Annotated in this window: 3 protein-coding genes; all 3 read left to right on the top strand. The window is 43.6% G+C overall.

Annotation, left to right across the window (positions count from 1 at the left end; translation table 11 throughout):
* Positions 1-151 precede the first annotated feature (151 nt).
* The 3 genes from ACTNEN_RS13240 to ACTNEN_RS13230 are packed head-to-tail and all read left to right on the top strand — an operon-like array spanning position 152 to position 3,364.
* Positions 152-1,363 carry a site-specific integrase gene (locus tag ACTNEN_RS13240; protein ID WP_441206946.1) on the top strand — a complete coding sequence of 404 codons (1,212 nt, stop codon included), beginning with the start codon at positions 152-154 and terminating at the stop codon, positions 1,361-1,363.
* On the top strand, positions 1,360-2,352 hold the full coding sequence (locus ACTNEN_RS13235; protein WP_441206945.1) for a tyrosine-type recombinase/integrase: 993 nt from the start codon (positions 1,360-1,362) through the stop codon (positions 2,350-2,352). The genes ACTNEN_RS13240 and ACTNEN_RS13235 overlap by 4 nt, the downstream gene beginning before the upstream one ends.
* Positions 2,336-3,364 carry a site-specific integrase gene (locus ACTNEN_RS13230; protein ID WP_441206944.1) on the top strand — a complete coding sequence of 343 codons (1,029 nt, stop codon included), beginning with the start codon at positions 2,336-2,338 and terminating at the stop codon, positions 3,362-3,364. Before ACTNEN_RS13235 ends, ACTNEN_RS13230 begins: the two co-directional genes overlap by 17 nt.
* The last annotated feature ends 127 nt before the right edge of the window (positions 3,365-3,491 follow it).

Raw genomic sequence — 3,491 nt, 5'->3', positions numbered from 1 at the left:
ACTAACTTATGCATAGTCATACATTATGAGACGTAAACGTCTCCATCACCTCTCTTTCCATAATAAAATCGACAATTACTTCACATAACATACCCCTTCTGCTGTTAGTGTATAGCTGTAATTCAACACTACGTCACAGAAAGGAGTATGTATGAGAGTGACACAAATACTTACAGCTGATTTGCAAGAGTATATCTCAGCGCTAAAAACTGAGATGCTGCAAAAAGGCTATAGCCCACAGACACTGCGTGGCTTTGAAAATGTTTGGGATAACCTGACGCGCTATGCGTCTTCCGTCCCTTCAGTACCGTACGATGAAAGTTTTAAAGAAGATTTCGTTTACTCAGAATACGGTGTCCGGCTTGACTTGGAATACACTATGTTTCGAGTCAGCAGAGCACTTGAACTTTTGAGAAACTACATCGAATTCGGTATAATCGTCGGAATCCCCAAGAAAGACCCTCATGTTTTTAGCGAAGGATACTCCCTTTTAATGACATCATTCGGAGACAGCGAAATTCGTCGGGGTCTCGCAGCAGGATCTGTGAAAAAGCTCTGGTCTCGGCTTTATCGTATGCACCTTTTCTTTATTGAAAAAGGTGCGGAAGACTTCAGTTTGATAACGCATGACATAATCAATGACTTTATAAAATCCTTGGCCCCGTACTCATCAACGTATATCTCGGAAAGTTTAAGGACCTTACGGCGGCTTTGTCTATACGCTGCTCAAAACGGATTTCATGCCGAAGATTTGTCAGTATACATCCCATTCGTCAAAAATATCCGCCAGCAAAAACTGCCTGCTGTTTTTACGGAAGATGAAATAGAAAAAATACTTTCATCTTTTGACAGAGAAAACCCAACAGGAAAACGAAACTATGCCGTTTTTTTGACCGCAGCGAGGCTGGGCTTGCGATCTTCCGATATAAAAGCCTTGGAATTTAGTTCTATAAACTGGGCGGAAAAGACTATTTCACTAACGCAACAGAAAACGAAGCGATTATTGACACTGCCGCTTCCCGATGATGTAGGCTGGGCAATCATCGACTATCTAAAGAATGGACGCCCAGTCTCAGATAGCAAGTACATCTTTATACAGCATGTCCCGCCTTATGGACAGTATGCAGATATGAGAAACGTACTTGTAAAGCAACTTCGGAAGGCCGGCATAGAAACTCCGAGCAATCGGAGAATTGGTATGCATAGCTTTAGACACAGCCTGGCAACCACCATGCTGGAAAATGGTGTTTCACTCCCCGTCATCTCTCAAACACTGGGGCATGCCGATATAAGCAGCACGGAAGTTTATCTCCGTATCAGCATGCGACAGTTGAGAATGTGTCCCTTGGAGGTCGAGTTATGAGTAGAACATACAAGCCGTTCACGGGTCCCTTCGCACCGATGCTGACAGAGTTCGTTGCTCAGAAACGTGCACTTGGTTATCGGTACATGGCCGGGTATTGGGTCTTCCGTAAATTTGACAGTTTTTCCATGAATTATGATGTGGTGGATTATGCCTTGACAAGAGAAATCGTCGAGGCTTGGGGACAGAAACAGCCTAACGAAAGTGATGTCTACTGGACAAACCGCATTCTGTACCTACAGCAATTCGCCGCATTTTTAAACGGACAAGGATACAGTGAGCATACAGCAAAAATGCATAAATCCAGGAGGTCCCAATTCAAGGCCTATGTGTTCACGCATGAAGAGATGAAAAAAATCCTGGAAGTAATTGATACAATGGACTATTCACCCTGTTCCCCTTATAAACACCTGGCTTTTCCTTTACTCTATCGAATGCTATATGGGTGCGGATTCCGAATTTCTGAACTTTTGAATTTAAAACTCTCTGACGTGGATACTGAGAACGCATTGGTTCATGTGCTTCATGCCAAAAACGATAATGAACGGTTTGTCCCCATGGCAGAGACCCTTAATCTACGGTGCAAAAACTACATAGCAACGGTTCATCAAGATCACGCGCCGGATCACCCGTTTTTCTTCAAAAAAGATGGCAGCGCATATACCGTAAGCGGAATCGAAAAACACTTTCGGGAAATGCTTTGGTTTGCCGGCATACCGTATCGAGGACAAAAGAACGGCCCGAGGGTTCATGATATTCGCCATACCTTTATCTGCCATCGTCTGAACAGCTGGGCACGTGAGAAAGCCGACCTGATGACTTTGATTCCCATACTTTCCAAATATGTTGGCCATACAGGCGTACCGTCAACCCAATGGTATCTGAAACTTACTGCTGAAGCATTCCCTGATGTTATGGAAGCAATGGAACAATTGACCGGAACTGTTTTTCCAACGATCGGAGGTTTTGATAATGAGCAGGAACAATAAATCCGATCTCGCTTATCACCTGTCAAGGTTTCTATCCGTCTATCTCCCCGGTCAGAGAAATGTCAGTGAAAACACGATATTATCTTACAAAGATACCTTTAAGTTGATCCTGATATTTGCGAAGGATGAGAAGAAACTTGTTTCGAACCAGCTTTCCATCAGTGATCTGTCACGCTCTTTTTTTGAAGAGTTTTTCCTCTGGCTGAAGGTACGTCGAAAAAGTAGTGTTTCTACGTGCAATCAGCGGCTTGGGGCTATCCATGCATTCTTTATCTATCTTCAATATGAAATGCCCGAAGCCGCAATACAATGTCAGAAAGTGTTGGCGATCAGAACTGCAAAAGCACCCGAGGGACAGATCAATTATCTGACAGTTGAGGGAATTGCCTTATTGTTGGCGCAGCCTGATATAACCACAAAAACGGGCAGGCGGGATGCTGCGCTGCTAAGTCTCCTTTATGATTCTGGAGCCAGGGTTCAAGAGATCGTTGATTTGACAGTAGGAGATGTTCGATTCATATCTCCAGCGACTGTTAAACTGACGGGAAAAGGCAGAAAGACACGGATCATTCCGCTACTATCTGGGCCTGAAAAGCTCTTAAAGGTTTACATGAAGGATTACGGCCTTGAACAGGTATCTGGCACCCACCCGTTATTCTGCAATCGTAGTGGCGTAAAGTTTACGAGAGCAGGCATTGCCTATACTTTGAAAAAGTATGCGGATATGGCCCGTAAAGAATCTCCGAATTTAATACCGGTAACTGTGACTCCGCATTGTATCCGTCATTCCAAAGCAATGCACCTGCTCCAGGCGGATGTTAACTTGATTTATATCCGTGATTTGCTTGGACATAGCGATGTTAAAACAACTGAAATCTATGCACGCGCAGACACAACTTTAAAACGACAGGCATTGGAAAAAGCGAGTCCGAAGCTTCAGCAGCTACAATATCCAAAATGGACTGATGATGACGCTCTTATGGATTGGCTCAATTCGTTTGGAAAACGATAACACTTGCTGCAACTTACATAATCCTCCTGCTCATTCGCTGGGGGATTATGTAAAGAAAAAGGAGGAGGATTTCAATAATGCCAAACAAAACAAAGCAAAACTTTTCATTTCCTACAACACAACATAA

The organism is Oribacterium sp. HCP28S3_H8 (assembly GCF_052064775.1).
Lineage (GTDB): Bacteria > Bacillota > Clostridia > Lachnospirales > Lachnospiraceae > Oribacterium.
Note: the sequence above shows the minus strand (reverse complement) of the source record. Positions and strands in the feature narration are given on the sequence as shown.